This is a genomic window from Streptomyces sp. NBC_01471 (assembly GCF_041438865.1).
Classification (GTDB): domain Bacteria; phylum Actinomycetota; class Actinomycetes; order Streptomycetales; family Streptomycetaceae; genus Streptomyces.
In genome coordinates this window covers 7,068,203-7,094,706 of sequence record NZ_CP109450.1, presented here as the reverse complement: position 1 = coordinate 7,094,706, position 26,504 = coordinate 7,068,203, and the positions used below count along the sequence as shown (strand labels likewise).

Below are 26,504 nucleotides of genomic sequence, written 5' to 3'. Positions count from 1 at the left end.
GGGCAGCGGTGCAGAGCGGTGGCTCGCGGCGATGCGTGAACGGAGGTCGGCCGAACCCGGACTGCTGGGACCGGCCGACTGCCGGGGCGATAGCGATCAGTTGCGGCGGAGTTCGCCGCGAAGGATGCCGCCGATGAAGGCGTCGTATTCGGCGTCGGTGAACAGGTGCGGCGGCACCGTGCCGATGTTCTTGGAGTCGCGCAAGGCGACGATGCCGTCGTCGAGGAAGGCGATCTGGACGCAGGTCGTGCCGCCGCTGCTGCTGGTTTGCCACTGGGCGTCGCGCAGCTGGGACTCGACCCAGGAGGAGTCGAGGTCGTTCTTGTTCATGCAAGGTCCTTGGCGATGGTGGTGAGTAGTGGAACAGACGCCTTCTGGGAGAGTGCGTCGCCTTTGAGCAGGTCACTGGTGGTGCGGTAGACCTCTACCGCCTCCGGCTCGTTCAGGTGGAGCAGGGCCCGCATGGACTCGATGCACACGAGGTCGCGCCCGGTGGGGAAGGACATGAGCATGAACGACCCGTCCATCCCGGCGTGGGCGCCGGCCCGGAACGGCAGTACCTGGATGGTGATGCTGGGGTTGGTGCCGGCGAGGTTGATGAGGTGCTCTATCTGGGCGCGCATCACGGTGCGTCCGCCGACTTCCTGGCGCAGGAGCCCTTCCGGCAGGACAGCCCAGATCTTGAGCTCGGGTTCGCGCTCCAGCATGTTGGTCTGGTGCTCCTGGCGCATGGCGACGAAGCGGTCGGTGGCGTCGGGGGTCTTCCAGGCCCGACTGCCCCTGGTCACGGCCTCGGCGTACTCGGGGGTCTGGAGCAGGCCGTGGATGGCGACGGGGTTGAAGACGAACAGGCTGCTGGCGCTCTCCACCAGGGAGAGGTAGTCCCCGAGCGGGTCGTCGACCGCGCCCTCGTACCGCTGCCACCAGTCCGCTTCGCCGGCCCTGCGGACGAGGCTGCGGAGTTCTTCGCGCAGGGGGTTGTCGGTGATCCCGTATACCTCGAAGAAGTGCGGCAGTTGCTGGATCTTGAGCCCCTGGACCCCCTTCTCGATCTTGCTGACCGTCGAGAAGGAGCGGTAGCCGAGGCGCTTGGCCGCTTCTTCCTGCGTCCATCCGAGTGCCTCACGGATGCGCCGGAGCTCTGCGCCCAGGCGGCGGCGTCGCGGGGTTGGCTCGACGGGCATGCCCACCTCCATGTGTTGCGCGAAAGAGTAGCGCCTTCGCCAGTTCGGGAATATGCCATTTCCCCGAGGGGAAAGACTTTCCTCAAGGACTGCTTGCCGACAGGGTAGTTGGCGGTCCATTATCGAGGCTCGCCTATCGGACGGTGGCGTACCGGTTACACCGTGCCACCGCGTTCGAGTGCACGTCCGCGCCGTTTGGAGGGCCAGTGCCTGGGATGGTGATCAACCCGGTGCGGCAGCACCACATGGTGCTGCCGGGGATCGGCCCCGATGCGATGGAGCCGGTGCGCGAGATCGTGCGGGTCCTCCTGCGGATGTGGTGCAAGAGCGACCTGAGCTTCGTGGCCGAACTCGGCGTCACCGAGCTGCTGACGAACGTGTGGAAGCACACGCCGGGCGACTGCGAGCTCCTGATCCGCGAGATGCCCGACGGCGTCCTGGTCGGCGTCACCGACTTCAACAACGCGCTCCCCGCGGTGAAAGAGCCGGCGGACGACGCCGAGTGCGGCCGGGGACTGTTCCTGCTGGCCGCGCTCGCCGAGGAACTGCAGACTCAGCCGCTCCTCACCGGGAAGCAGGTGTGGTTTCGCCTCGGCCTCACCCTCGCCGACAGCGAAGAAGGAGCGGGCCATTGCTGACCGATCGCGAAGGATCCGCTCGGCAGCAGCGGTCCCTCATTCTCAGGAGTACATGTATGCACGCTGTTCCCGCCGTCCGGGCCGATCTTCCCGCGTGGCTGTGCCTCGCGAGCGAGGTCGAGGATCTGTTCGGCCCCATGGTCGACGATCCGCAGTTTCGGGCGGCAGTGGAACGCAACATGGAGCGCGGCACCGCCCTGTGCGTGCGCGCCGCAGGGGGCGAGTCCGGCGAGCTCGCCGGCGGACTGCTGATGTCGGTCCACCCCCCTCGGTACGAGATCAGCTGGCTGGCGGTCGGCGGCGCCTGGCGGGGCCGGGGCATCGGCGAACTCCTGGTCCGCACCGCCCTGCGCGACCTCACTGTTGCTCCGGGCACGGTCGAGGTGACGACGTTCGGGCCGGACCACCCTGGCCGCGGCGCCCGGGGCTTCTACGAACACCTCGGCTTCGCACCGGCTTCGCACCTGTCCGCGGACGGCACACGCCAGACCTACCGACTCCGCCTGCCGGATGTGTGACGTCCGTTCCCAGCCATGTTCCGCAGACCCGCCGTCTTCGTCAGCCCAAGAAGAGACCATGCCGATCATCCATCGTTTTCCGGCAGCTGCGCTGGGGCGAATACAGGCACCGACAGAGTTCCGCCCGTGCGAGGAGGAGAGTGCCGTGAGGAACACCAGAGCCCGTACCGCCGCCCCGGTGGTGATCGTGGGCGCGGGTCCGTGCGGGCTGGCATGCGCTCACGAACTCCAGCGCCTCAGTCACCGCGAGTGGGTACTGCTGGAGTCCGCGCCGACGGTCGGGGGCTTGGGGTCCTCGGTCGTCGACGAGGCCGGCTTCACCTGGGATCTCGGCGGGCACGTCGTGTTCTCCACGATGAAGAGCTTCGACGAGTTACTGGAGGGGCTGTTCGCGCCCCATGAACTGCTGCACCACGAGCGCTCCTCATTCGTCCGGCACAGCGGGCGGTGGGTGCCCTACCCCTTCCAGCAGCACCTTGACCACCTTCCCCGGGCACGCGCCCAGAAGTGCCTGGAGGGCCTGGCCGCGGCTCAGGCCCATGGGCGTGCCCCTGCGGGAGCGGACTTCGGTGCGTGGCTGGAGGCCACTTACGGCACGGCCCTGGTGGAGGAGTTCTTCGCCCCGTACAACCGCAAGATCTGGGCTACCGCCCTGAGCGAGATGTCCGCCTCGTGGATAGCGGAGCGGGTGGCCCCCGCAAACGGCGGTGCGCTGCGCCAGCGGCTGGTGTCGCCAACCGCGCCGACCAGACGGTGGGGCCCCAACGCACAGTTCGCCTTCCCTGCGTCGGGTGGTACCGGCGCGATCTGGAAGCGGCTGGCCTCCCGTCTTGAAGGGGATGTCCGGACCGGTCAGGCCGTCCTGCACATCGATGAAGCGGCGAAGACCCTGCTGACCTCCGACGGCAGCGTCCTGTCCTACGGGAGCCTGGTGGCCACCGGCGCCCTCGACAAGCTCGTCGCGATGACGTCCGGCGCGCCTGGACAGGTGCGCCAGGCCGCCACGGTCCTGAAACACACCACGGTGGTCATGGTGGGACTCGGCTACGAGTCGCCGACCACCGATGGGCGTTCGTGGCTGTACTTTCCCGGCCGCGAGACGCCGTTCTACCGGGCGACGAACTTTTCCCGGTACGCGCCGGCCAATGTCCCGGGTTCCGACCCGGGCCGGTACTCGGCCTGGATGACCGAGACGTCTCTGCCCGCCGGAACCCTCCTCGATGGGGCGGCCCTGGTCGAGGAGTGCGATACAGCCCTGCGGCGCTGCGGTCTGGTTCCCGACGGTGCCCAGCGCGTCAGCAGCCACCTGGAGCTGATCCCGTATGCCTATCCGGTCCCGACCACCGGCCGGGACGCGGCCCTGGGGCTCATCCAGCCCTGGCTGGAGAGCCACGAGATCTACTCGCGCGGGCGCTTCGGCACCTGGCGCTACGAGATCGGCAACATGGACCACGCCGTCACCATGGGCCAGGACATCGCGCGGCGGCTCGTCCACGGCACCGCCGAGAGGATCTACACCGCTCCCCGCCCGACGGCCCGCTCAGCGACGCGGGAGGCCGTCCATGGGGGATGAGCTCCGCCTCGACGCCCACCCGGTGACGAACTGGCTTCTGCTCGGCGCCGCACCCGACAGCACCCTCGCCGTGGACGAGCTCCTCGACCGGGGCGTCACACACGTCTTGGACTGCCGGACTCCGCGCCGGGTACCGCCGCCCGCGTCCGTCCGCACTGGCCTGGTGTGGTGCTCGGCGCCCACCGCGGACGACGGCGCCTCGCGCGGCACCGACTGGTACACCGCCTGCGTGACCTTCGCCGCACTGGCGGCACGCGAGAACAGCGCCCGGCTGTACGTGCACTGCGCGGCCGGCGTGAATCGCTCACCGGCTGCCGCGTACGCGATCCTGCGCTCGCGCGGATGGGCAGCGTCCGCCGCGCGGGCCCGCATCCTGACCAGCCGCGTCCAGGCCCGCCCCCGCTACTTCGAGGACGCCGAACTGTGCCTGGCCGAGCTGGGCCTCGCCGAACAGGAGAGACCGTGATTCGTGCCAGCCGGCTGCTCGCCGCCGCCTACACCGCCCGCGCCCTCTATATGACGGCCTCCCTGGCCCTGTCCTACCGGTCTATGCGCGTCGAGGCCGACCGTCCCGAGGAGGAACTCCCCGAGGAGACGCCGGGCTTGACGGTGATCATTCCTGCGCTGCGGGAGCAGGCGGTGATGCCCCGCTCGCTTGAGCATTTCGCCGCGCTCGCCGCCCGGTGGCCCACGTTGCGCGTCCTGGTCGTCACCGCGGCACGCGAGGCCAGCGAAACCCCCAGCGGGACGTCGACGACGGAGGACGTCTGCCGGCGCCTCGCCGACCAGCACAACACCACCCTGGGCAGGGAGGTCTTCACCGTCGTGTCCTACCCGGGAGGGGGCCGTCGGGCATCCCAGCTCAACTACGCCGTAGCGGCGCTGGACGACCTGTTTCCGCCCGCGGACGACTACGTTGCGGTGTTCGACGCCGACGCGGTCCCCGATGCCCGCCTCGCCTCCCAGTTCGCCCGCGCCGCCCATGGTCGGCCCGCGATGATCCAGCAGCCGATGCTGCCCGCCTTCCCCGGCAGTAGCAGCGGGCGGCGCTCGGCGGTGATGTCCGGCCAGGATCTTGCCGCGTTCCGCCGAACCCTGGGCATCGAGTACCGCCGTATCCAGGTGGCCCGCTGGTGTGGTCCGGGCCGGCGCCCGCGGCTGCTGGCCGCGCTCGCGCGCCCGATGGTCTACGGGGTGGGCTCCGGGCTCATCGTGCGCCGCGACAAGATCGAGGACATCGGGTACTTCCAGGAACCGCACGACGACCTCGCCGTCGGTCACCGCCTGAGCATGGCCGGCGAGCCGATCGCGGTCCTGCCCTCGGTCAACATCGTCGAGCCCTACCAGAGTGTGCAGGCCATGGCGCGCGCGTTCAGCAGCGTGGCCTTCGCGAACGCCGCGACCCGCCACGACTACCGCTTCGCCGCCGCGCACCCCACCCGGCTCTCCGCTACCGGGCAGCGGTTGCTGGCGGCCCGCGCCCTGGCCGATGGGGCGGCCTGGGCGCTGGGACCGGCGGTGATGGGGGCCGCCGCCGCCCACTTGGTGGTGAAACGGCGGTTCAAACCGGTGGTGGCCGCCGCTGTGGCAGCGGGCCTGATCGAGCCGGTCGTGGCCTACCGGCTGCGCGGACGTGTCCTCGATGACTTCCGAGCCAGCGGCCCTGACGGCGGCACCTGGCGGCAGCCGGCACCGGCTGCGGCCATCGCCACCTACATGCTGCAGCCCGCAGTGAGCGCGCTGGGTCCATGGCTGCTGGGAGTGCGCGCCAGTGCCGCCCGGCTCACCGGACGGGACCTGAGGTTCACCAAGACCGAGCACCTGGGCGAGATCGCCCCCGACACCCGAGGAGGCACCGTTCATGGGTGATCTGGATATCGGCTGGGCCGTGCCCACCGCGTTCCCCGAAACCGGCTGGAGCCGTGCGTCGATCGACGAGCACCTCGCGCAGGCCCGGGGCGAGATACCGGCCTGGGACGATCCCGAGCAGACCCGGCTCGGCTTCGCGATGGCCGCTCCGCATCCGGAGGCGGTCCGTGTCCTGGGCGACTGGTCGGCGGTCAACACGAACAACGTCGGCACCCACACCCGCTTCGGCGAGGGCAAGGCAGGCACCCGGCGGCTGGAGAAGGAAGCCCTGGCCGTCCTCGCCAGCCTCTATCAGGGCGGCGCCCTCGACGGACACCTGACCAGCGGCGCAAGCGAAGCGACCCTCGCCGCCCTGCGCATCGCCCGTAACCTGCTGCGTGCCGACGGCCACCAAGTCCGCGTGATCACCTCCGACCTGTGTCACGCCTCCGTCGGCAAGGCCGCCGAGATCCTCGACCTTGACCTGATACGCCTGCCTGCCGGACCGGCCTGGACCCTGAACCGGGAGCAGGTCCGCCAGGCCGTCCAGGAGGCGATGGCGGACGGGATCACCGGCATCATCGTGGTGGCCACCGCCGGCTACTACAACAGCGGCTTCGCCGATCCCGTCGACGAGCTCGCCGCCGAGCTGCGCGACCTCGCTTTCCAGCGCCCCGGACACACTCGCTGCTTCCTGCACGTCGACGCCGCGCACGGCGGCTTCATCTTCCCCTTCACCGCCCCAGAGCTGCCCTTCGACTTCCGCAGCCCCGGCGTGCACTCCATGGCCGTCGATCCCCACAAGGCCGGCCTCATGCCGTACGCGTGCGGGGCCCTGCTCGTACGCAAGGGACTGCTCGAACACGTCACCCGCATCGACCCACACACCCGAATCCCCGACGACACCGTCCTGGGCTCCCGCCCCGGCGCCACCGCGGCAGCCCTGTGGGCCACGCTGCACACGCTGGGCCGCACCGGCTACACCGCCCTCACCACCCGCTGCCTCGAACGCCGCGACCAGCTCACCGCCGCCGTACGGGCCGCCGACCCCGACGCCCTGCTGGTGCCCGCCCCGCACGCACCCGTCGTCTCCGCCGCCTTCAGCCACCCCGGCGGACGGCTGCCGACGGAGTTGTGCGACCGCTACCGGCTCGTCCCCCTCAGCCTCCCGGGCCCACACGGAGGCGGGACACGCCTCTTCTACCACTTCTACGCCTCCGGCTCCCTGACCGACGCCCAGATCACCGCGTTCACCGGGCACTTGGCCGATGCCACCGCCCAAGCCCGCGCGACGGCTCCCGACGTCCGCGGCAGCGGCAGCGGGCGGAGCATCACCTCCGAGGTCGTCGCGGACACCCGCACCCACACCGACTGCTTCCGTCACTTCGTCGTCCACCCCGAAGGACGGCGCGACCCACAGGTGCCCGGCTACTCCTTCCACACCTTCGCCCACCGCCGTGCTACCGGCGAGCAGATGCAGGACCTCCGCTGGGGACAGGCACGGGCCGGCGGCGACCTGTGGGTCTACGCCCCCGACCTGAAGAATCCCTTCGTCCACGAGCTGATGGGCGTACGCACCGACCGTTACTTCCTCGAAGTCCTCGACCTCCACCAGCAGCAGCTGTCCCTGGTCGGCTCCATCCACGCCACGATGCTGCTGTCTGGCTCCCTGCGGGTCCTGCTGAACTTCGAAGCGGACGGCACCTTCCGCTCGGCCGAGTACAAGGCCCTCGGTGAGCACGGAGCCGACGAGCTGCAGATCTTCCCCGACGCCATCACCGCCAAGATCGGCAAGGACGCGGCGGGTTTCCTCCGCCCCCACAGCGACGACTACTCCTTCTCCATCGACACCTCGGCCGAGATCAGCGTGCACCGCACGCACGGCGCCGCCCCGCCCGCCGTACGGATGGCCCGCCACAACGCTGATGTGCTGCTGCCGCGCCGCCGGCACCTTCGTCGCGAGCAGTTCCGGCGCTTCCCGAACCGGTTCTTCGACACCGAACTGGAGATCGCCGTTGGCCAGACCTGGACGGGCACCGCCTACCTGGCCGAGCTCCTCGCCCCCACCCCCATCGGCACGGTACTGGCGGCCCGCTCCGCGACCGCGGGACTGTGTACCGTGGACGGCCGGGTCAGCGACAGCGGCCTGCACCTGGCGCTCACCGCGCTGTCCGAGCCCAGAACCGATGCCGTCGAACTCGCCGCGCCCTTCGATCTCGGCCGCCAGCTGCAGGACGCCATGCCCCGCCTGGACGTTCGCGACCCGGAGCAACTCGGCATGCAGCAGGTCATCGACTTCGCCGAGGACGTCCACGAGGCATTCACGCGCGGCGGACTGCCCGCCGGCCTCGTCACGACGGGAGTCGGCCGATGACCACAGCCATCCTCGACCGCACGGCGCTGGGCCGCATCCTGCCCGGCTCAGGAACCCTCAGCGCCCGCCCGCTGCCCCAGGGCCGCTTCAACACCTGCTGGCACGTGGCCGATGCCGACTCCGCCCACGCCTACCTCCTCAAGATCAACAATCGAGAGGGCGAAGCACATCTGCAGCAGATGGCCGCGGCCATGCGGAGCGCGCGGGCGGGTGGGGTCGCGGTCCCGGAGGTCCTGCGCGTGGGATCCGACCCGGGCCTGGGCCCCTTCCTGCTCCAGGAATGGCTCGATGGCCATACCTTCGCCGAAGCCCGCCAAGACCGCGCCATCGAGGCCGACCTGTGGCCGCGGCTCGGACACCAGATCGCCCTGTTGCACTCCATCCGGCCGCCGCGTTCCCTCATGGCGACACCGGCCTCCCGCGCCCGGCAGCTCTCCGACCTCATCGACGCCCTCATCCGGCACCGCCTGATTCCCACCGCTCTCGCCGAGGCGGCCCTGCAATGCGGTCTGCTGCTGGCCGAACAGCTCGGCAACTTACAGTGCGTGAATACCCATCAGGACATCCACCCCGATAACATCCTCATCCGTCCCGGCGGCACGATCGCCCTGCTCGACTTCGACCATGCCACCACCGCGGAGTACGCCAGCGACTTCGTCAAACCCGACCGCTGGTGCCTGCCCTCCGCCGACGACCGGCAACGGATGCTGGACGCCTACTGGCAGCAACGCGGGGAAGTGGTCGACCCGTTGTTCGAGCAGCGCCTTGCCTTTCACCGCCTGGTCATCACCCTGTCGTACTTCCTGTACTGGCACGGCCGTGACCCCACCCAGCTCCCCGGGTGCACCGCGGCCCTGCGAACCGAACTGGAGCGAACATGACCACCAACGAAACCGCCACCGCCGTCCCGGCTCCCGCACCGGTCACCGGGCCCGGCGTCCAGGTCGTAGCCGCGCTGCTGCGCCGCGGCGAGAACATCGTCCTGGTCCAGGAACAGCGCGACGGCCAGGAGATCTGGTCCATCCCCGGCGGTGGCGTCGAGCGCGGCGAACTCCTCACCGAGGCCCTGGTCCGCGAAGTCAGGGAAGAGACGGGCCTGAACCTGACGGCGGTGGGCCCGCTGGCCTACCTGGTCAACACCACGACCGACCGCTACCCCTCCACCGTCGTGCTGACCTTCGACTGCGCCGAGTGGGACGGCGAGATTGCCGTGCACGACCCGGACGGCAAAGTCACCGGCGCGGTCCTGCTGCCGCTGGACCAGGCCAGGGCCGTCCTGTCGTCTTCCACCGCGACCCGGCCCGAGATCGAACCCCTGCTGGACTACCTCGACCACCTCAGCGCCGGCCGCGTGTGGTCCTACCGGGACGACCTGCCCATCGAATGACCGCGCGCCCGACACCCCGGGAGCTGGGAGAGGACCTATGACGCTCACCCGTGACCTCGACTCGACCACGGCCGCGCTCGACCCGCTCGGCGCCGACGCGGTGATGAGGGCCCTGCCCCAGGCCAACATCGCGGCCGACACCGCCTGGCTGCGTACCCGAGCCGAGCACCTCTCCCGTACCGCCGCCTCGATCCGTGACGTCGCCCCCGCCCGGGCGGCGTTACGGGACCTGGGCCTGATCACCGCCTCCCTCGCCCGCCACACCGGGCGCCCGGTCCCGCCGCCCGCCGTCGAAGCGGCCATGCTCCACCTGGGCGCCACGGCCGACGAGGTCCCCCGGGAGACGGTGTACTCCTACGCGACCCGCAACCCCCGTGGTCCCCGCAGGCGTTCCTTCACCGACACCCCGGGCGAGCACGTGTTCATCGACGAGGTCACCGCCGCCAGCCACGCCCTCGACGACGCAATCCGGCACTGCGCCGACCTGCCCGCTGCTGCCAACCGGGAGGAGGCCGATGCTCTCGCCGCGAGCGTCCACGAGCGGCTACGGGACTTCGCCGCCCGTCTGCTGACGGTCAAACGCACGCTGACACCGCAGTACTTCACCGGTCTTCTGCGTCCGTACTACCCGCCCCTGGATATCGCCGGGACCACGTACTTCGCGCCGGGCGGCGCCCAGATGCCGCTGCTCGTGCTCGACGTGATGCTTCTCAGCCAGGCGGCCACCGGCAACCTCGCCGCCTGGTACGAGAAGTACCTCACCGACAACATCCTCTATCTGCCGCCGCACCACCGCGCCACGGTCGCGGAGGCCCGCCGGACTCCGGGCCTGGCCCGCCTCGCCCGCCGCCACCCGCATCTGCGGCCGGCCGTCGCTCTGCTCATCGACGACCTGCTGCGGTTCCGCCTGCCCCACCGCCAGCTCGCCCGGGACAACATGGCCGTCCGTGATGACGGATCCCTCGGCAGCGGCGGCTACACCACCAGCGCCCTCGACCGTCTGCTCGACGTCACCGACAGCGCCCGCGCTCTTCTCAGCCCCGGGAGTCCCCTGTGAGCACCTCCATCGACCGCGACTTCCCCCCTTTCCCGCTCGGCGCCCCACGCTTCCCGCTTGCACTCGACCCCATACCCAGCAACCCGCCACAGCCGGTCGCGGATCAGATACGCCTGGACTACCCCAGCCGCATCAACGCCATGGCCCTGGACTCCAGCAAGATCGTCCCCAGCCAGGGTGCCTACCTCGCGGGCGAACTCCTCTTCGCCTGTGACCTTATGCGCCGCGTCGAGGTCGAGATCGTCGGCGACGGACCCGCCGTCCAGACCACCCCCGACTGCGACCACCCGGTCCTGGCCCGGCACGCCGCCCTGCTGATGCGCACGGCCCTGGGTACCCGCGAGCGGCTGCGGGTGCGGGTGAGCGCCCCGGACCTGCCCGCGCACCTCGGGCTCGGCTCGAGCAGCGGGCAGATCGCCGCCGTGGCCGCGGCCGTCAACGAGCTCTACGGACGTCCCGTCCCCGCCCGCCGGCTCGTCAAGTTCCTGGCGCTCAACCACGGGGAGGAGATCGACCACGAGGACGGTCACCTTCTGCCGGTCCAGTGTTTGGGCGGATCCGCGACGGCCGGGCTCATACCCGGCGCGGTCCAAGTGATCGCCGGCGCACACGTGCCGCTGCTGCAGGCCGCCCTGCCAACAGAGATGCACCTCGTGCTCGGCATGCCCCACGACCCGGTGATCTGGGACGCACGCGACAGCCTCGCCGCCGAGGCCCGCCACTTCGACGCCTTCGCCACCACCGGCCGCACGTACGGCCCCGAGATCGCCTACCGGGTCCTGCACGACGCCTGGCCCGCCCTCCTCGACGGCGACCTGCGTCCGCTCGGCAGCCTGCTGTTCGACTACCGCTTCCGGATGGGGAGCCTCACCAACTGCGCCTTCTCCCACCCGGACTTGCTGGCCACCGGCGCGAAGGTCGAGCACATCTTCACCGAGCACCTTGCCGACGTCCTCACCCTTTCCTCCGTCGGCCCCACCTTCGCCGCCCTCACCCGCGCCCCCGAGCGGTGCGAGCAGGCATTCGCCGACGCGGGACTGCGGACCGTGCGCTGCCGGCCGTGGACCAGCGGCTACACCCTCCACGGCCAGGAGGAACGGTGACCCGCCCGGGACCGGCCCCCACCGGCACCTACTGGAACGACCGCGCCACGGTCGCCGCTTTCGCCGAGCTGCCCGCACCGCCCTACCTGACGGAGCTGCTCGCCGCCCCGGTGCCCGAAGCCGCCCTCGCGCTCGACGCGGGGTGCGGCGCCGGCCGGAACCTGCCCGCCCTGGCCGCCGCGGGTTACCGGGTCCTCGCGATCGACCGGCACCCCGGCATGCTCGAAGCGGCCCGCCGCCACACCGGACCCCGGACCGCATTCGTCGAAGCCGACGTCACCAGCCTCCCGCTGGGCGACCGGCGCGCCTCCCTCGTCGTGTGCCACGGGGTCCTGCACAACCTCCACCACCGCGACGCTCTCGCCAGGGCGCTGCGCGAGCTGTACCGGGTCCTTCTCCCCGGCGGAACACTGTCGCTGAACCTCTTCACCGCCGGCCACCTCGACCCGTGCCTCACTCCGCTTGGTGACGACCGGTACACGCTGCCGAACGGACAGCACATGACGCTCCTTGCCCCCGATGACCTGCTCGGCTTCATCCATGACTCGGGACTTGTCCCGAGCGGGGAGGCCGTGCAGTACCTCAGCCCGGGAGACCCGGGGCAGCGCTCGGTATGGCGCGCCACTCTCACCCGGCCGTAGCACCTTCGAAGGGACCACTCGTGCTTCTCGTCGCGGCCACCACCGATGCGCCGACCGACCCGGGCGTCGCCTACGCCCACCTCAGCGTCCCGGTGTCCGGCCCCGCCCTCGCGCTTGACGGGCCGACCCTGCGCGGTCAGCTGTGGCACGGGCCCGACGGCGGTCGCCCGAAACCGGCCGTCCCCGGGGTGTTCCACGTCCCCTTGTGGGCCTGCCAGATCGACGAATCCACCGGCGCGGCCGTCTTCTTCGTCACCGCGCAGTGGCGCCTGGACGCCGTCGTTCTGACAGCCTTCCACCGCACCACCGTGCCCGCCGACGCATCCGGAGACGTCGCGGCGTGGGCCTGCGTCATCGCCGATGAGCGTGCTGCGGTGAACTTCCCGCTGCCCCGCCCCGGCCATCTCTCCGGACAGGGCCCGGAGGCCGAGGAGAAAATCACGCTCACTGTCCCGGCCAACCCTGCCGCTGTCGCGCGCCTTTTGCGTGATCATCTGCCCGCCACCGGTGTGCCGGTCTTCGGCCCCACCATCCACCGGCGGGTCCTGCGCTCGGACATCTATCTGCCGCCCGGGTCCGGGCGGCGCGAGTACGCCGCGCTGACCCCCCGTTCCGATGGAACGTGGTGGGCCAAGGCCAAAGTCCTCAAGGACGGCCGTCTCCACAAGAGCATCCGCCCCGCCGCCACCCGTGACGAGGCCCTGGCCCAGGTGGCAGAGGTCCTCGGCCACCCGCGCCTCGTTCATACCGGCACGCTCCACCGTGCCACCTGGGACCTGCCCTCGCCGGCCGACGCGGACGGCCACTGGTCCACCGTCACCGTCGACACCACCACCCTCGCTCCGCACCCCGGCACCCTCCAGCAGGTCGAGCTCGAGTACGGGGCCTGCTTCACCGCCACCCCCGTCGCCGCGAGCGCCTCCCAGATCCGCCGGTCCGTGGCCGAGACCGCCGACTCGGTCGCCGCCGTCCTGACGGCTCACCACATCCCGCACGCCCGCAATGGCCAGAGCAAGACCGAACACTTCCTCGCCACCGGAGACGCCGATGCCCGCCGCTGATCAGGTCATACCCGTACTCGACGCCTTCCTCGACGGCGACATCAACTCGGCCTCCCTCGACGCGTGGTGCCCCGAGAAGATCACCGTCCAGCTCCGCGGTCTCACGATCGAGGTTCTCGCGTCGACTGCCGCGGCAACGACCTACGTACAGCGCCTGTTCACGCCCCCCAGCGAACTGTGGAACGTCGTCCACCCCGGCGCTGCAGCCACCGGCGTCACCGCGACGATGCACTGTCTCGCCCTGCCTCGCGATCGCGTCGCGGCCCTCGCCGAGCAAGTCCGCTCACGGGGCACCGGAGCACCACGCCACGTACGAATGCACGTCGGTGCCCCGGCAACATGGCACCAGATGCCCGGCGGCCCGGTGCTCCTGACCGATTCCGGTGCCGGGATCGCGCCGCAGATCATCGCCCGCCACCCAGGCGGCTTCACCGTCATCACCTGCGACGACACCGATGCCGCGATGAACACTGCCCGGCATCTGCGGGAGATCGGGTACCGCCTGGCCGAGGACGACGGCTGGGTGTGCCTGCACGCGTCGGCCGCCATCATGGACGGCCGCGGCATCCTGGTCGTCGGCGACTCCGGCGCCGGCAAGTCCACCCTCGCGCTCGCCCTGGCCGCGACCCCAACGGGCGCCTTCCTCTCCAACGACCGCACCATGATCACCGCCACCCCGGGCGAGGCTCCCCGGGCTGTCGCCATGCCCGGCCCGATCCGGCTCAACGGCGGCACCCTGCAAGCACTCGGCTACGCGAGCGCCGACCGGTGGGACCTCACCCGCCCCCAGTCCACGAAGGGCACCGACTGGCAGAGCTTTCACGGCGCCAACAAGCTGCACATCCTCCCCTCCGAATGGCACGAGCGCACCGGCACCCCACTGGCAATGACCGCAACCGTGGACCTCATCGTCTTCCCAAAGGTCGTCCAGGACTCCCGGGAACTCCATCTCCAGACGACGTACCCGGGGCCGGCGCACGAACTGCTGAGCACCCAGTGCATGTCGCCGGGCGACAACGTGTACGTCAGCGACTGGCTCGATATCCGCACACGCGGCGCCGATGACCTGGCGAGCAACGGCGCCCGTGTCCTCGACGCCCTGTGCGACCGGCCAGCCGTAAGCCTGCGCTTCGGCACCCGCACCCCGTACATCGCCGTCACCGAGACCCTGCGCGCGGCCCTCGCCAGCCCCGCCTCACGTATATGAGCGCCACAGCGATCCCCCCGACCAACCGACTTCTCCACCTGCCCGGCGCAGTGGTGAAGATCTACCGCGAACCGTGGCGCGCGCAGACCGAGAGAGCAGCTCTCCAGCGGCTGTCCGAAGCCGGTGTCCGAGCACCGTCCGTACTCGCGGGCGGTTCCCTCCGGGGCCGCCATATGCTGATCCTGCGACGTCTGCACGGCACGGCGCCAGGCGGTGGCGAGGAGGCGCTGCGGCGCGTCATCCCCTACCTGCACCGCGTCCACCAGATCACCGGTCCCGGCTTCGGCCGGCTCTTCGCCCCGGCGTCCGCAACCTGGGGTGAGTACCTACGCGAGCGGCTGGTCTCCTACCACGGCGCGCTCACCCGCCACGGCTTCCACGAAGCCGCAGCGACAGCCGAGGCACTGACGGGTGCGCCCCTGCCCGAGCCGGACGCACCCTGCCTCCTGCACAACGATCCGGAGCCCGGGAACTTCCTGTTCGGACCAGCCACTACCGCGGGCCTCGACTGGGAGCTCGCGATCTACGGGGTTCCGGGACTCGACTACGCGCGGGCCGCTCACGCATTCGCTGTCCGGCCGGTCCGGATGAGCCGACTCCTCACCGACCGCGGCATCCCGCACTCTGAGGAGACCTTGGGCACCTACCGCTCCGTGCACCTCCTCGGACGTCTCATGTCAGCAGTCACCGCAACCCCGCCCGACCCCGCTGCTGCCCGACGCCACGCACAAGACCTGACCACGAAAACCACCTGACGACGGTAGTGAGGCCAACATGCAGGCACGTCACCCCCAGATCGACGCTCCGGCCGACCAGCACTCGGCCACCTCATCACGGGAACGAAGCCCTCTGGGAGACGCTTCACCACCCGACGCCAGCTGCCCGGCACCCGGCGCCTGCGACCACCGAAATCCTCCGGACCCGGACCGCTACGACGCGGTGCTCTTCGACTGGGACGGAACGCTCGCCAACAGCCATCCGCTCAACTTCCGCGGCCTCTCTCGAGCCTGCGCCAGCTGGGGCCTCACCATGGACGAGTCGTTCTACACGGCCAGGATCGGAACCTCCGGGGCAGAACTGATCAGGGAACTGGCGGACACCGCAGGGACCCACGTGCCGATCGACGAGGTGGTCGCCCAGTGCCTCGACCTGATCCTCGACGGGATCGCCGAACTGCAGACATACCGGCCGGTGGTTCACCTTGCCGAGACCCTGCACGCCCGCCTGCCCCTGGTAATCGCCTCAGGCGGTGCACGCCGAGCCGTCCACGCCGGCCTCCACGCCACCGGGCTGCGCCCTCTGTTCACCGACGTCATCACCGGTGAAGACGCCCCTCGGGGCAAACCGGACCCCGGGCTGTTCCTCCTCGCCTCGGCCCGTCTCGCCGTGGCACCAGCCCGCTGCCTGGTCTACGAAGACTCGACCGAAGGCGTACAAGCGGCCAAGGCCGCCGGCATGGACGTCGTGGACGTGCGTTGCTTCCGTACGTAGCGCAGCCGAGCCTCCAAGCGCGAGTCGTCGTGAAGGGGGGCGCGCGGCGGATGGTCGGCGTGCAGATGGCCGCACTTTTGCCGTCCGCGCCGCCCAGCGCACCCAGGTGCTGGCCCGGCTCCTACATGGCCAGGATCTGGGCGGAGGCGCTGATGACGTTGTCCCGGAGGGTGACCAGGCTTTGGAGATGCTCCTCGTGCTCCGCGGCCTTCAGCGTTCCGTCAGCCGGCAGGGCACGGGTCGCTGTATCGACCGCCTCCAACGCACGCTCAAGGAGAACGTTCGCGGCACCCGGATTACGTCCGGCCAGCTCCCACCGGGCGCAGCGGTACAGCGCGCCAGCCAGCGCGCGGTAGCGGTCCATCTTTTCCAGTTCGGGCGGGAGCGGTCGATCGATTTCAGACATGCCGGTCCTTTGGTATTGGTAGTCCCGCCCTGGTCTTCCCTGATCCGCAAACGTTCACCGGGCCGGGCGCGGGGGTCAAGGGGGTTGGGCGAATCGCACCGAACGACGCTGAGGCAGCAGCCATCCGACCATCTACGCCACCATGGTCCGCCCGCTGCGCTGACTCACGCACCACCTCATCAGGTGACACGGCCACGGCGCACGCCGGCCCTGACTCTCCGCCGTCTTGTCTCAGACGGCCACGGGCGTATAGGAGTTGGCCTTCACCACGATCTCGAAGGATGCCGCATGATGACGATCAACGAGCAGTCGCGGACATGGCAGGGCGAGGGCGGCCCCGCCGAGTGGACGCGGGCGTGGGACCGCACCCGCGAGCTGATCAGTACTCGTGCCGACCGCTTCAGCGAACGCGACAGCGACGGCTCGCAGGAGGACGGGATCTCCGCGCTCGCCACCGCCCTCTACATCACGGCCAAAGAGCAGCGCGTCGAGCCCGCCGCCGTCCCCCGGCAGACTGTCGATGACCTGATGAGCCGGCATCCCGGGGAGACCGACCTCGACATCGTCCGGCGGTGGGAGGCTCATCTGGAGGATCTGGGGCACGATGTCGACGACAAGACCGACCCCGTCTCCGCCCGCTGGCGCCGCTTGCGCTACGACCACGACCCAGAGCTGTACTGGGACGACGCACTCGCACGCCACGGATACGGTCTCACCGAGATCCAGTACGTGCTCGGCGACCACGTAGGACTCGCTTTCTAAAGCCGTCATGCTCGGAGCCGGAGACAGCATGCTGTTGTCGAGTCTCACCGAACGGGGCGCGGTGCGCTCCCAACTATCAGGGGAACCGCTGCATGATCACTTCTGTTCGATTCGTCGTGCCAGTCGGCATCAGGGATGAGAGCCGCCCGAGCGGCGGAAACGTCTACGACCTCGAACTGCACCAGGCACTGTCGGAGCTCGGATGGACATCTCACCTGCTGCCCGTGGAGGGCACCTGGCCACGTCCGAGCGACGAGGACCGCCGCAGGCTGGCCGACACCCTGGACATCCTGCCCAGCGGCTCAACTGTGCTGCTCGATGGCCTGGTCGCGTGCGGCGTCCCCGAAATCATGGAAGCCGCTTCAAAGCGGCTTCGTCTGGTGATCCTCGTGCACCTACCCCTCGCCGACGAGACGGGCCTGGACCCAGTGGTGGCCCGGGAACTGGATACGGCCGAGCGTCGGTCCCTTCAGTGCGTGTCCGCAGTCATCGCCACCAGCGCCCACACTGCCGCCAAGATCGCCTCCCACCACAACCTGCCCGCGAACACCGTGCACGCTGCGGTGCCTGGCGTTCATGAGGAGTCCGAGGCGGCCCTCGGCTACGGCGGCGACTTGCTGTGTGTCGCCTCCCTCACACCGCGCAAGGGACATCCGACGATCATCACGGCGCTGTCGGGCCTTACGGACCTGACCTGGCACCTGCGGCTCGCCGGCAGCCTTGAGCAGGACCCCACTCATGTCGCCCGCCTCCGTCACATGATTGACGAGGCCGGTATCGCCGACCGGATCTCACTGGTCGGCACCCTAGTTGGCGCCGAGCTGGACGCCGCGTACCGCACGACCGACCTCCTGGTCCTGCCCAGCCATGAGGAGACGTACGGCATGGTCCTCACGGAATCCTTGGCGCGGGCAGTGCCGGTGTATGCCTCGGCCGTCGGAGGCGTGCCCGAGGCCGTAGGCAAGACGTCCGGCGGCTACCCGGGCCGGCTCCTCCCGCCAGGGGACAGCGCCGCCTGGGCTGGCGCTCTCCGCGAGTGGCTCGGTGACGCTGACCTACGCGACCGGCTGAAGGCTCGGGCCCAGAGGCGCCGGCCCACCCTGCCTACCTGGCGATCGACGGCAATGACCGTGGTGGGAGCCCTGTCCGATCGGCCCGCAGACATCTCCGGGCGCGGGCCCCGGCCGACAGTCTTCACCGCACCGTACTCGTGGCCGCCGGTCGACGTGGCCATCAACAAAGGCAGCGGATCTTGACGTTGATCTGCTGCACGTCACACACATGTCTCTTGTTCAGCCTCACCAAACGAGACGCGGTGCGCCCCCGGCTATTCGGGGAGTTCCGATACCCGACTGCACCATTAGTGCAGGACACCGACACCCCGGAGCTGGCGGCCCGCTCGGACCGGTTCGCATCGGCGATCGGCAGGAGTATCCGGCCGGGCCTGCGTACCACCGCCCGAGTCGACACGGTGTGGCTGGTGTGGGAGCGACAGCGCCCTGACCTGAACACCTACACCTTCTCGCGCGAGCACGCGCTGCGCCTGAGCGCCTGACGTGGCGTGTCCGCGGGGCGGAATCCGGTGACCGGGTCCCGCCCCGTGCGTCGACGGCCGTGGGGGCACAGCAGGCTGTGCCCCCACCTTCGAGGAGTTCTGTGATGGTGTTGTTGATCCTGGAGGGCGATACCCGGCCGGGCGCCTGGTGTTGAAGGCGACGGCCTCGACGAGGGCCTTGCGGCTCGCGCTGTTCGCGCGGCGCAGGCCGTGGTCCAGTTGCCTGATCATCCAGGGCGGGACCAGGCCGACCGCCCGGTGGTCGAAGGGCCGGAACGCGGCGACTGCGGCTGGCGGACGGCGGGCAGATCACGGCACTAGGGTGACGTCAAGGACACATAGAGCGAAGAGCGAGACGAGGGTGGGGATGGGGGCACACGAGCATGGGCCGGTGGAACTTCCCGGCGGCCCGGTGGACGACGAGGGGCGGGCGGTCAACGAGCCGCTGCTCGCGGCGTTGACGGGAGCAGCGGTGGGCGGGTGCGCGGAGTGCGTGCAGCGGCTGCTGGAGGAGGTCGCGGCCGAACCGGCGTGCGTGGCCCGCTTGGTGGAGGTGGCCCGCCTTACTGCGATCCATACGAACCGTGGTGAGCTCCCCGGGTACATGACCGAGGACGACGATCCGTCCGGCCCGGCCGCACCGGAGTTCAAGCGTCTTGTGCGCGCTGTGACCGCTGCCGAGGCGGTGACCGTGGTGTGCGAGCAGATGACGGGTGCCGAGCGGCACGCGGCGGCGAGCACCGCCGTCGAGATGCTCGTGGGGCAGCTGAGGGTCGCGAATTCGATCGGGTTCGATGACAGCGAGACCCTGGCCGAGTTGTGCTGCGCGGTCGCCGCCATGCTGGTCGAGTGGTGGTTCTCCAGTGCTGCCATGGCCCGCCGGGAGTTCACCGAGGCGTGGAAGCAGCACGCCTTCGGCCATCGGGAGGCGGGGCTACCGGACGACGGCACCAACGCGCTGGCGCTGCTGCTGGGTGCGCTCCTCCACCACCAGGCCCGTCAGGACCAGGTGGTCGGCGAAGACTTGAGGCCGCTGGTGTTCACCCGCGTCCTGCCCGCTCTGGAGAGCCCGGAGCGTGCTGGCGTCGTGCTGGCCGGGTTCGTGGCACCGCCCCACACCGACACCGTCAGCGTGCCGATCAAGCGCTACGCCCGCGCCAATCCAGAGTTCCTCGCCGAGCTGTGCCGCTACCTCCGCTCCGCGCTCACCGTGCACGTGAAGGACTGCCCGCACGGCCTGCGCGAAAGTGACCACGCCTGCACCCTCGCGCACCGCGGGCCCGCCCTGGGCCAGGACGCGGGCCCGCAGGTCGCCGCGCCCACGCCGGAGGAAGGCATGCGGGTCGCCCTGCCCTGGATCGGCTTTCGCGAGGACGAGCCGGCCGAAGACGCGCCCTCCGGCCACGACGCCGGCCACGTCTGGCAGATCAACGTTGACCGGATCGTGCTGGAGCGATGGGACGCCGACGCCGCGCACTGGAACGAGGCGATCTCCGAGGACTCCTCGGTCAGCGAGCCGAACTACCGCCACGAGGTCGGCCTGGAGCCCCTGTGCTGCCCCTCCTGCGACAGCCACGGCCCGTTCCTCGCCGAAGGCGCCTGGGACGATCCGCTGACGCTGCACTGCCGCTGCGGTGTGACCACCATGTCGCCGCTCGACGCCCGCCCCGACGACCTCGGCCGGCGCCTGCTCAAACGGCTGATCTTGTGCGAGGCGGATCCGTCCTACGCGGGCCGCCGGCTGCTCGCGCCCCTGGCAGGGTTCCGGGAGCGTGCGCAGAAGGCCCGGGAGAGCAATTGGTATCGCGGGCCGGACGACGAAGACGTGGCCGTCGCCGAGACGATCGACCTGGACCGCGGTGACCTCGTGGCGGCCCTGACCGACGCGCTCCAGCCGCGCCTGCCCAAGCGGCACGAGGGCCGGGCGCTCACCCTGCTGCTCCTGCAGATCCTGGAAGCGCTGTCCGCTCCGGCCGTCCACGACAGCCCGGACGGCCGGCGCCTCGCCCAGGCCGTGCGCGACCTGCTGACCGACCTGAAAGAGGAGAGCGACCGGTGGGCCCCGGCTCGGGCGCCGGTCGTGGACCGTCTGCGGACCTGGCAGGCCGAAGGCGGCCCGCAGCTGTGGCAGGACGCCTGGGCGCGCACCCTTGAGATGGCCGAGTGCTCCTTCGCCCGCTACCGCGTCGGCGACGGACTCATCGCCGACGGCTGCGCCGGCGTGACCCTCGCCCAGTACCTCCTGGCCCGCGAAGCCGACTGCGGCGTCGACCAGATCACGGCGGACGACGTGCGCAGCCTGACACTGCCGGGCGACAAGCAGAAAGCGGACCAGGATCCCTCACCGGTCATGCTCCGTTGCGCCGAGCGACTGAAGGCACTGGGCCACGATCTCAACGCGGACGACGACCCGGTCGCCCGGCTCTGGCAGCACCTGGCAACGGACCGGCCCACCGGCACGTTCGGCGATCAGCGAGCGCCCGCCCTGACCCTCGGCCTGGACACTCTCCTGGGCGAGCGGTCCTTCTACCGCGTGCGCCTCTGACGCACCGGCCGCAACCGGCCCTCCACCCTGTACGCCCGCGCATCCGTCAAGCAGGACGAGATGCACACGATCGAAGTTGGCGGCGGAGTGTGCCTCATCGGCTCCGGGCACCTCCGCCTTCCCGACCTGAGCAACCGTCGGCCGGGGATGAACTGGCAGGCGTTCCCGGCCGATCGGGGCATGAGCGAATGGATGTGCATGCAGAATGAGCGCATGACGCGATCAGCCCGCCTGCCTGCCGAATCCGACCCTCGCACGGATCCCGACGACGGCACGTCCATGGAGTTGTAGCCGCGGCCCAACGGCACTGGGAGGCCGCGCTCGACCAGCTCGAAGCGCACGCCGTCGGCCGCTTCAAGATCACCGACGTCATCGCCGACCTGGCAGCAGCCCGCCTCGAACTCGTCGAACGAGCTGGCAAGTTCGGGAAGTTCATCTCTTGGCTCGCGCACCCGACCGGCAGGAGTCAGCCCATGCCCCCTCGCTCACCGGCCTCCGCACCGTGGGACGAGGCCGTACGGCGCGCCACCGACGCCACCGCCGCCGACCGGCCCGGCGGGATGGACGAGCAGTGCTGGGACGACGTCGCGATGCGCTCCATCGTCGCCATGGTCCTCTACGCCCTGCACCTGCGCGAGCGGCAGCCGGTCGACGTGATCGGCTGGCCGTCGGTGCTGTGGCAACTGCGCGACGACGAACGGGTTACCGAGCTGGTCACCACCGTCCTGCCCCGCGCCGGACACGACCTGGCCCGCACCGCGGCGGCCGGTGACCCGATGACCGAGTGCTGGCGGTGGCTGACCCGAACCTGGGACCCGAACGCCCCCGTGAAGTCGGCCTTCCTCCAGCCCGTCCTCTCGCACGGGTCCCGGGACGGTTGGTTGCCGGACGCACCGGAGCCCCGGTGGGGCGGCATGAGCCGGGGCATCGGCAACGGCCTTCCCGACCCCGCGATCGTTATGAACAGTTCGGGTGTCTCACGACCCTCGCTGTCTCAGCAGAGCGGCGGGTTCCTCCTTGATCGCATGCGGTGGCCCGCTTCCCTCGGTGTCTCAGAAGTCACCGATAAACGTTACTCGTTCGAGACCATTTGGAGGCTCGCAGCATGACGCAGGAGCGTCCGGTGACCTGGGCCCAGGCGGTTCAACGCGCCGACGAGGTCGCGGCACTCGGACATCATCCGGCGGACTCGTGGGATGGGCGGGCGATTCGCGGCGTGCTCGCGGTGACCCTCCTGGGCCTGGCCAAGCGGCAGGAACGCTCCGTTGAGGAAGTGGACATTGGCAGCGTGCTGTGGCACCTCGACCAGGGACCCGCCACGGTGTACGAACTCGGGGGCGAGTTGGGAGCGGCATCTGAGGATGCCGAGCCTGGGAAGGCGGCTGTTGAGTGGGCGTGGTTGGTCCGCCGGTGGCCTACGGCGCCCGCGCTCGCCAACAGCGGCGGGATGCCGCGCGGAATCGGACGTGGTTCACCCCTACCTGCGGTCGACGTTGCTACCGGATGGGCCTGCTCAGCTGTGCAGACGGCGCTCGCCGCCGAGCGGCCAGCAGGACTGACGCCGAGAACCCGGGTACGGGTAGTCGCCGGCGAGGATAGGGGGCGAAGTGGGGAAGTCGTCGCCCCGGCTTGGCTGATGGACGACGAGCACCGCACGGTGCTGCCCGGGCCGCCGTCCGGTTACGAGGTGGTCCTCACCGTGTCGGGACAGGAGAGCGAGCCGGGGCGGTTGGCGATGTCGACCATCGGGGGCGAGATCCAGATCGAGGTCCCCGGCCCGCATGGCGAGCACGTGATCGTACGGACAGACGACCTCGAACCAGAGGAACACGAACCCGCCACTCAGCCGTCTTCACCGTAGATGTCGGCGAGTTGGCACGACGGCCACCGGGCCTTCGTGCGGCGGAATTGCCGCCGGCCCCGTATGGCGCACGCCCCAGAACGGGCCCAGCCGATCAGGTGACGACCACAGTGGCGCGCGGTCTGATGAACTGGGTCCCCATCGGGCCGCCTACCTCCCTTCGTACCCGCAAGCAGCATCGACTGGAGCCTCATGCCCGCAACCACCGTCATCCCCGACAAGGACGAGCTCTCACGCCGCATCGCAGAGGCGGATCCTGACCGCGTTGTCCCCGGTCTGTATCCGGGCATCCTCAAGATGGCCGGGCGGACTCTGAGCGGCTCGGGCGTGGCCGTCGCGCTGTCCCTCGCCATCGCGGGACACACGCGAGGACCGGACGGAGATAACGCCCCACCCCCCGTTTACGAGGCGCTGCTAATGAAGCTGCTGCCCGACTTCGTCAACGCGATCGTGGATGACGAACAGGTCCGCGCCGACGCCCTGGCGACTCTGGAGGAGGCAGGCCGCCGATAGGGCGCTCGTTAGTCCTCGTCGCCCCAGACCGTGGCGAGTCGGTCAAGTTCGTGGCGCTGCTGCTCGCCGATGAGGATGTCCCCGATCGTGCTGCCTCGCTCCCGGTACGGGCCGTCGGCCCGGGCGCCGGCGTGGCGGGGGCCAGCGTGACGCGCGTGGGTGCGTCTGGCGACGGTGTCCACGACGGTCTGGGCGGCCGTTCGGACCCGGTCCCACAGCAGCCGGTCGTCGGGGTGGGAAGAGAGGGCGTTGTGCATCAGCAGCGCCCGCGTGGGGCCCCCTTGGGCTTCAAGGTCGGGGCTGAGCTCGAGCGCCTTGTACGCCGACCGTCGCAGCGTGCCGGTCACGCCCCCTTCCTGCGGAGCAGCGAGCGGCACGAACACCGCGTCGGCGAACGACAGGTCCAGTTGCAGGATCCGCTCGTGCAGGGCGGCCGCGATCAGGAAGGACACCAAGGGCCGGTCCACCCCGGTGTACAGAGCGGTCTCCTCCTCGGAGAACTTGAAGAGCTGGCCGTGACGATCCTGCTCCAACGCTTCCATGTGAAGGCCGATCAGGAGGTCTGCCCAGACCAGGGAGGACTCCCACACGGTCTGAGGTGACGTCTCGGCCGGCGGCGGCTCAACGTGTGTCATGGCTCATCCCTCTGTCAGCTGCGGTACTGGGCGAGCATGCTGGTCGCGCCGATGATGGTGGACGACCAGCCCCTTCGAGAGAAAGTGGCCGCTCCGTCGGGGGTGATCGTCACCTTGGCGCCGCGGATCGGGAGGTCGCCGTCCACGGCGAGCCATGTCCGGATGCGGTCCAGCTCATCCCACAGCCGCCGGGTCCCGCCCTGGTGCACGATCGGGGAGTCCCTGCGCCCGGCGGCCGTGGCGCGTGCCCACGAGCCGTCCGCGTGAAGCATGTAAACGGTGCGGGTGCCGTCGTCCGCCGTGTGCCGGCGGTGGTCGATGCCAGGCACGAGGAGTTCGAGGGTGGAGCGAACGTCCCAGGTGTCCGGCACGTACATCAGCGGGTAACGGCTGGTGGTGATGCTCTCGCCCTCGGCGTGCTGAGCGGTCTGCCACAGCGGCGGATTCTCCGGGAAGGTGTCGTCGTAGTCGTCGCCGTGGCGCACGGACATGAACCCGGCCGCCTCCGGCGCTACGCGCCCGACGGCGCCGCCGTCCGGGGTCTTGTCCGCGACGATAACCAGCCCGGTGTCGGCAACGGTGGTCACCATCCGTCCGCCGGGAGCGAGCGACTCTAGCCACGACGTAGGCACGGCGGGCACGGCGACGGTGGAGATGATCCGGTCGTAGGTGCCCTCGGGCAGGTCTCCGGTCAGGTCGCAGACTTCGACACGCGGATGGTGGCCGGCCTCGGCCAGCCGTTTCCGTGCCGCCTGTACGAGGTACGGATCGACGTCCACGCTGGTGACCTGCTCCTCACCGAGCCGAACGCAGGCCAGAGCGGTTCCGTAGCCACTGCCACAGGTCACCAGCACGCGGGAGGTGTCAGTGATCCACGCCGCCCGGTACATCGTCAGCACCAGCGCGGGCAGCGTGGAGGACGAGGTGGAGCGCCCCGCTCGCCCCCGGGCAGGCGTCTGGCCTGCCTCGGCATGGTCGGCGTGGAGGGTCCCGACGCGGGTGACGAGCGTGGTGTCGGCGTAGACGTCCCGCAGCCACGCCTCGGGATCGCTCGCGCCGTCGCGCAGCTGCCACACCTCCTCGCCGTCGCCGCTTGTGGCCTTGGTCCACCACCGCGGCACGAACAGGTGCCGCGGTGTGGTGGCCAGCGGCTGACACCAGCGTGACTCGGGCCGGATCACGGTGCTGGCGGCCAGCCGCTGTGCTGCTGCTTCCCAGTCGTTCAAGGGGATCCTGCCTTTCAGCCAGCGGAGTTCGGGATGGCGCTGTCGTCAGCGGGGCCACAGGTTCCGCCGCCGCCCTGGCTGTCGTCGTTGGGACCGCAGTCGGGGCCGCACGGGTCGAGGCGGCCGGCCGGGATGCTCGCGGCGACCTGCTGCCACTGCGGTGAGGCGAACACCCGCTCCAACGGAGTGCCTTGGACGTGCCCGGCCGGAAGGAAACGGCCGATCACGCAGGGAGCCACGGTGCCGTCCGACAGGATCGCGGCGGTGCCCCTGGCGCACCGGCCGCACAGCTCGGACGTGGAGGGCAGACCGGTGCCCTTGGCCGCATTGCCGACGGCGCGGACTCGGTCGACGTGCACGTCCGTGATGCCGAGCCCCTCCAGCTCCGCGCGGGCCTCCTCGACACGCTGTCCGTCCCGCACGTCGACGATGCCGACCCGGACGCGGATGCCCCGGCGATGCGCCTCGATGATGTTCGCGCGGGTCGCAGCGTGGGATCCCTCGCGCCCCGTGACTTCGTCGTGCCCCTCGTCCGTGTCGGCGTAATAGGACGTCGCCAGGGAGACACCGGGCCGCTCGAAGAGCGTCCAGTGGTCGCGGCGGACGCGGAACAAGTTGGAATAAACCCGTACTTGGAGCCCTTCACCGAGGGCGTGTTCCACGATCTCGACGAAGTCCGGGTGGAGCGTGGCTTCCCCGCCGATCAGCTGGATCTTCCTGACGCCGAGGGCGGCGGCCTCACTGATGACCCGCTTCCAGTCCTGGACCGTCATGGTGCCGTGCCCCTGGGTCGGGCCCGCTTTGACGAAGCAGAGCGTCGGGCACGTGAGCTGATAGCGGCGGGTGATCTCCAGCTCAAGGAAGGCGGGGATAAGGGGTGTTGTCGTCGGGGCTTCGGGTGCGATCGTCACGGGGCCGT

29 protein-coding genes are annotated in these 26,504 nt (G+C 70.2%); 23 read left to right on the top strand and 6 right to left on the bottom strand.

From position 1 onward, the window contains the following. Window positions 1-96: 96 nt before the first annotated feature. Together OG285_RS31950 and OG285_RS31945 are read right to left on the bottom strand one after the other, a co-directional pair. Window positions 97-330, bottom strand: coding sequence for a DUF397 domain-containing protein (locus tag OG285_RS31950; RefSeq protein ID WP_371792945.1), 234 nt, complete (start codon window positions 328-330; stop codon window positions 97-99). Further along, complete coding sequence (locus OG285_RS31945) at window positions 327-1,184, bottom strand: helix-turn-helix transcriptional regulator (protein ID WP_266814758.1); 858 nt, start codon at window positions 1,182-1,184, stop codon at window positions 327-329. Before OG285_RS31945 ends, OG285_RS31950 begins: the two co-directional genes overlap by 4 nt. Window positions 1,185-1,399: 215 nt before the next feature. On the opposite strand from OG285_RS31945, the gene OG285_RS31940 reads away from it, so the two are divergent. The 15 genes from OG285_RS31940 (at window position 1,400) to OG285_RS31870 (ending at window position 16,082) form a co-directional block, all read left to right on the top strand. Beyond that, window positions 1,400-1,822 carry an ATP-binding protein gene (locus tag OG285_RS31940; protein WP_371792944.1) on the top strand — a complete coding sequence of 141 codons (423 nt, stop codon included), beginning with the start codon at window positions 1,400-1,402 and terminating at the stop codon, window positions 1,820-1,822. Between the two features lie 56 nt (window positions 1,823-1,878). Next, window positions 1,879-2,340, top strand: a complete 462-nt coding sequence (locus OG285_RS31935) for a GNAT family N-acetyltransferase (RefSeq protein WP_371792943.1) — start codon at window positions 1,879-1,881, stop codon at window positions 2,338-2,340. 145 nt (window positions 2,341-2,485) lie between these two features. Beyond that, complete coding sequence (locus tag OG285_RS31930) at window positions 2,486-3,913, top strand: NAD(P)/FAD-dependent oxidoreductase (RefSeq protein ID WP_371792942.1); 1,428 nt, start codon at window positions 2,486-2,488, stop codon at window positions 3,911-3,913. Further along, window positions 3,903-4,379, top strand: a complete 477-nt coding sequence (locus OG285_RS31925) for a hypothetical protein (protein WP_371792941.1) — start codon at window positions 3,903-3,905, stop codon at window positions 4,377-4,379. Before OG285_RS31930 ends, OG285_RS31925 begins: the two co-directional genes overlap by 11 nt. Then, the gene (locus OG285_RS31920; protein WP_371792940.1) at window positions 4,376-5,782 is read left to right on the top strand and encodes a glycosyltransferase; all 1,407 of its coding nucleotides are present in this window, start codon (window positions 4,376-4,378) and stop codon (window positions 5,780-5,782) included. The genes OG285_RS31925 and OG285_RS31920 overlap by 4 nt, the downstream gene beginning before the upstream one ends. Continuing rightward, window positions 5,775-8,135, top strand: coding sequence for an aspartate aminotransferase family protein (locus OG285_RS31915; protein ID WP_371792939.1), 2,361 nt, complete (start codon window positions 5,775-5,777; stop codon window positions 8,133-8,135). The genes OG285_RS31920 and OG285_RS31915 overlap by 8 nt, the downstream gene beginning before the upstream one ends. After that, window positions 8,132-9,016: a phosphotransferase family protein gene (locus tag OG285_RS31910; protein ID WP_371792938.1), complete on the top strand. Its 885-nt coding sequence runs from the start codon at window positions 8,132-8,134 to the stop codon at window positions 9,014-9,016. Before OG285_RS31915 ends, OG285_RS31910 begins: the two co-directional genes overlap by 4 nt. After that, entirely contained in the window at window positions 9,013-9,522 is a 510-nt protein-coding gene (locus OG285_RS31905) for an NUDIX domain-containing protein (protein WP_266814742.1), read from the top strand. The genes OG285_RS31910 and OG285_RS31905 overlap by 4 nt, the downstream gene beginning before the upstream one ends. Before the next feature lie 37 nt (window positions 9,523-9,559). Continuing rightward, on the top strand, window positions 9,560-10,579 hold the full coding sequence (locus OG285_RS31900; RefSeq protein WP_371792937.1) for a monodechloroaminopyrrolnitrin synthase PrnB family protein: 1,020 nt from the start codon (window positions 9,560-9,562) through the stop codon (window positions 10,577-10,579). Beyond that, a complete protein-coding gene (locus tag OG285_RS31895) occupies window positions 10,576-11,682 on the top strand; it encodes a hypothetical protein (protein WP_371792936.1) in 1,107 nt (368 codons plus the stop codon). The genes OG285_RS31900 and OG285_RS31895 overlap by 4 nt, the downstream gene beginning before the upstream one ends. Next, the gene (locus OG285_RS31890) at window positions 11,679-12,323 is read left to right on the top strand and encodes a class I SAM-dependent methyltransferase (protein ID WP_371792935.1); all 645 of its coding nucleotides are present in this window, start codon (window positions 11,679-11,681) and stop codon (window positions 12,321-12,323) included. The genes OG285_RS31895 and OG285_RS31890 overlap by 4 nt, the downstream gene beginning before the upstream one ends. Window positions 12,324-12,343: 20 nt before the next feature. Then, on the top strand, window positions 12,344-13,384 hold the full coding sequence (locus OG285_RS31885; protein WP_371792934.1) for a hypothetical protein: 1,041 nt from the start codon (window positions 12,344-12,346) through the stop codon (window positions 13,382-13,384). Next, window positions 13,371-14,591 (top strand): hypothetical protein, encoded by a 1,221-nt coding sequence (locus tag OG285_RS31880; RefSeq protein ID WP_371792933.1) that lies wholly within the window; start codon window positions 13,371-13,373, stop codon window positions 14,589-14,591. Before OG285_RS31885 ends, OG285_RS31880 begins: the two co-directional genes overlap by 14 nt. Next, window positions 14,588-15,346 (top strand): phosphotransferase, encoded by a 759-nt coding sequence (locus OG285_RS31875; RefSeq protein ID WP_371792932.1) that lies wholly within the window; start codon window positions 14,588-14,590, stop codon window positions 15,344-15,346. Before OG285_RS31880 ends, OG285_RS31875 begins: the two co-directional genes overlap by 4 nt. A 19-nt stretch (window positions 15,347-15,365) precedes the next feature. After that, entirely contained in the window at window positions 15,366-16,082 is a 717-nt protein-coding gene (locus OG285_RS31870; RefSeq protein ID WP_371792931.1) for an HAD family hydrolase, read from the top strand. A 121-nt stretch (window positions 16,083-16,203) separates the two neighbouring features. On the opposite strand, the gene OG285_RS31865 is transcribed toward OG285_RS31870, so the two are convergent. Continuing rightward, window positions 16,204-16,488, bottom strand: a complete 285-nt coding sequence (locus OG285_RS31865; RefSeq protein WP_371792930.1) for a hypothetical protein — start codon at window positions 16,486-16,488, stop codon at window positions 16,204-16,206. 288 nt (window positions 16,489-16,776) lie between these two features. Between OG285_RS31865 and OG285_RS31860 the strand changes: the two genes are divergently transcribed. The 8 genes from OG285_RS31860 to OG285_RS31825 all read left to right on the top strand — a co-directional run bounded on the left by OG285_RS31860 (window position 16,777) and on the right by OG285_RS31825 (window position 23,724). Further along, window positions 16,777-17,250, top strand: coding sequence for a hypothetical protein (locus OG285_RS31860; protein WP_371792929.1), 474 nt, complete (start codon window positions 16,777-16,779; stop codon window positions 17,248-17,250). 224 nt (window positions 17,251-17,474) lie between these two features. Continuing rightward, window positions 17,475-18,506, top strand: a complete 1,032-nt coding sequence (locus OG285_RS31855) for a glycosyltransferase family 4 protein (protein ID WP_371792928.1) — start codon at window positions 17,475-17,477, stop codon at window positions 18,504-18,506. A gap of 107 nt (window positions 18,507-18,613) precedes the next feature. After that, window positions 18,614-18,805, top strand: a complete 192-nt coding sequence (locus tag OG285_RS31850) for a hypothetical protein (protein ID WP_371792927.1) — start codon at window positions 18,614-18,616, stop codon at window positions 18,803-18,805. A gap of 391 nt (window positions 18,806-19,196) precedes the next feature. Further along, window positions 19,197-21,350, top strand: coding sequence for a hypothetical protein (locus OG285_RS31845; protein ID WP_371792926.1), 2,154 nt, complete (start codon window positions 19,197-19,199; stop codon window positions 21,348-21,350). Between the two features lie 60 nt (window positions 21,351-21,410). Then, window positions 21,411-21,641, top strand: coding sequence for a hypothetical protein (locus OG285_RS31840; protein ID WP_371792925.1), 231 nt, complete (start codon window positions 21,411-21,413; stop codon window positions 21,639-21,641). Between the two features lie 182 nt (window positions 21,642-21,823). After that, entirely contained in the window at window positions 21,824-22,459 is a 636-nt protein-coding gene (locus OG285_RS31835) for a hypothetical protein (RefSeq protein ID WP_371792924.1), read from the top strand. Further along, the gene (locus OG285_RS31830; protein ID WP_371792923.1) at window positions 22,456-23,211 is read left to right on the top strand and encodes a hypothetical protein; all 756 of its coding nucleotides are present in this window, start codon (window positions 22,456-22,458) and stop codon (window positions 23,209-23,211) included. Before OG285_RS31835 ends, OG285_RS31830 begins: the two co-directional genes overlap by 4 nt. A 192-nt stretch (window positions 23,212-23,403) precedes the next feature. Further along, window positions 23,404-23,724 (top strand): hypothetical protein, encoded by a 321-nt coding sequence (locus OG285_RS31825; RefSeq protein WP_371792922.1) that lies wholly within the window; start codon window positions 23,404-23,406, stop codon window positions 23,722-23,724. 8 nt (window positions 23,725-23,732) lie between these two features. Here the strand turns inward: OG285_RS31825 and OG285_RS31820 are convergent, their stop codons facing one another. From OG285_RS31820 to OG285_RS31810, 3 genes are read right to left on the bottom strand one after another with little or no spacing between them, the layout of a single operon-like run. Continuing rightward, the gene (locus tag OG285_RS31820; protein WP_371792921.1) at window positions 23,733-24,359 is read right to left on the bottom strand and encodes a hypothetical protein; all 627 of its coding nucleotides are present in this window, start codon (window positions 24,357-24,359) and stop codon (window positions 23,733-23,735) included. A gap of 14 nt (window positions 24,360-24,373) precedes the next feature. Beyond that, window positions 24,374-25,585, bottom strand: a complete 1,212-nt coding sequence (locus tag OG285_RS31815; RefSeq protein ID WP_371792920.1) for a methyltransferase domain-containing protein — start codon at window positions 25,583-25,585, stop codon at window positions 24,374-24,376. Window positions 25,586-25,599: 14 nt separating this feature from the next. Continuing rightward, window positions 25,600-26,496 (bottom strand): radical SAM protein, encoded by an 897-nt coding sequence (locus tag OG285_RS31810; RefSeq protein ID WP_371792919.1) that lies wholly within the window; start codon window positions 26,494-26,496, stop codon window positions 25,600-25,602. Window positions 26,497-26,504: the final 8 nt, after the last annotated feature.

Excerpts from the sequence above, each read along its gene's own strand:
- OG285_RS31835 (WP_371792924.1), top strand. The coding sequence starts at position 21,824 with ATGCCCCCTCGCTCACCGGCCTCCGCACCGTGGGACGAGGCCGTACGG.
- OG285_RS31825 (WP_371792922.1), top strand. The coding sequence starts at position 23,404 with ATGCCCGCAACCACCGTCATCCCCGACAAGGACGAGCTCTCACGCCGC.
- OG285_RS31945 (WP_266814758.1), bottom strand. The coding sequence starts at position 1,184 with ATGCCCGTCGAGCCAACCCCGCGACGCCGCCGCCTGGGCGCAGAGCTC.
- OG285_RS31925 (WP_371792941.1), top strand. The coding sequence starts at position 3,903 with ATGGGGGATGAGCTCCGCCTCGACGCCCACCCGGTGACGAACTGGCTT.
- OG285_RS31875 (WP_371792932.1), top strand. The coding sequence starts at position 14,588 with ATGAGCGCCACAGCGATCCCCCCGACCAACCGACTTCTCCACCTGCCC.
- OG285_RS31870 (WP_371792931.1), top strand. The coding sequence starts at position 15,366 with ATGCAGGCACGTCACCCCCAGATCGACGCTCCGGCCGACCAGCACTCG.
- OG285_RS31865 (WP_371792930.1), bottom strand. The coding sequence starts at position 16,488 with ATGTCTGAAATCGATCGACCGCTCCCGCCCGAACTGGAAAAGATGGAC.
- OG285_RS31880 (WP_371792933.1), top strand. The coding sequence starts at position 13,371 with ATGCCCGCCGCTGATCAGGTCATACCCGTACTCGACGCCTTCCTCGAC.
- OG285_RS31820 (WP_371792921.1), bottom strand. The coding sequence starts at position 24,359 with ATGACACACGTTGAGCCGCCGCCGGCCGAGACGTCACCTCAGACCGTG.
- OG285_RS31840 (WP_371792925.1), top strand. The coding sequence starts at position 21,411 with ATGCACACGATCGAAGTTGGCGGCGGAGTGTGCCTCATCGGCTCCGGG.
- OG285_RS31935 (WP_371792943.1), top strand. The coding sequence starts at position 1,879 with ATGCACGCTGTTCCCGCCGTCCGGGCCGATCTTCCCGCGTGGCTGTGC.
- OG285_RS31830 (WP_371792923.1), top strand. The coding sequence starts at position 22,456 with ATGACGCAGGAGCGTCCGGTGACCTGGGCCCAGGCGGTTCAACGCGCC.
- OG285_RS31915 (WP_371792939.1), top strand. The coding sequence starts at position 5,775 with ATGGGTGATCTGGATATCGGCTGGGCCGTGCCCACCGCGTTCCCCGAA.
- OG285_RS31900 (WP_371792937.1), top strand. The coding sequence starts at position 9,560 with ATGACGCTCACCCGTGACCTCGACTCGACCACGGCCGCGCTCGACCCG.
- OG285_RS31940 (WP_371792944.1), top strand. The coding sequence starts at position 1,400 with ATGGTGATCAACCCGGTGCGGCAGCACCACATGGTGCTGCCGGGGATC.
- OG285_RS31860 (WP_371792929.1), top strand. The coding sequence starts at position 16,777 with ATGATGACGATCAACGAGCAGTCGCGGACATGGCAGGGCGAGGGCGGC.
- OG285_RS31950 (WP_371792945.1), bottom strand. The coding sequence starts at position 330 with ATGAACAAGAACGACCTCGACTCCTCCTGGGTCGAGTCCCAGCTGCGC.
- OG285_RS31905 (WP_266814742.1), top strand. The coding sequence starts at position 9,013 with ATGACCACCAACGAAACCGCCACCGCCGTCCCGGCTCCCGCACCGGTC.
- OG285_RS31910 (WP_371792938.1), top strand. The coding sequence starts at position 8,132 with ATGACCACAGCCATCCTCGACCGCACGGCGCTGGGCCGCATCCTGCCC.